Source organism: Porcincola sp. LCP21S3_C12 (genome assembly GCF_052118625.1).
Lineage (GTDB): Bacteria > Bacillota > Clostridia > Lachnospirales > Lachnospiraceae > Porcincola.
Map to the genome: position 1 here is coordinate 1 of NZ_JBQKGW010000076.1, position 611 is coordinate 611.

Genomic DNA, 611 nt, shown 5'->3' on the forward strand with positions numbered 1-611 from the left:
GGAAACCATTCGGAGAGTGTAAAGGCAGAAGGGAGCCTGACTGCGACACCGACGGGTGGAGCAGATACGAAAGTAGGACTTAGTGATCCGGTGGAATGAAAGTGGGATTGCCATCGCTCAACGGATAAAAGCTACCCTGGGGATAACAGGCTGATCACTCCCAAGAGTTCACATCGACGGAGTGGTTTGGCACCTCGATGTCGGCTCATCGCATCCTGGGGCTGTAGTAGGTCCCAAGGGTTGGGCTGTTCGCCCATTAAAGCGGTACGCGAGCTGGGTTCAGAACGTCGTGAGACAGTTCGGTCCCTATCCGGCGCGGGCGCAGGATATTTGAGAGGAGCTGCCCTTAGTACGAGAGGACCGGGGTGGACGGACCTCCGGTGTATCAGCTGCACATCAGGTGCATGACTGGGTAGCCGTGTCCGGCAGGGATAAACGCTGAAGGCATCTAAGCGTGAAGCCCCCCTCAAGATGAGATATCTTAAGACCCCTCAGAGAGAATGAGGTAGATAGGACAGAGGTGGAAGTACAGTAATGTATGGAGCTGACTGTTACTAATCGGTCGCAGGCTTATCCAAAAGGCACAATGGTAAGTGAGTTTGGAAAACGGA

The 611-nt window shown here is 54.0% G+C and carries 1 rRNA gene; it reads left to right on the forward strand.

Annotated features, from left to right (window positions below):
• Positions 1–578: ribosomal RNA gene (locus tag ACTQ1N_RS12720) — 23S ribosomal RNA — on the forward strand; the annotation flags it as partial.
• Positions 579–611: the final 33 nt, after the last annotated feature.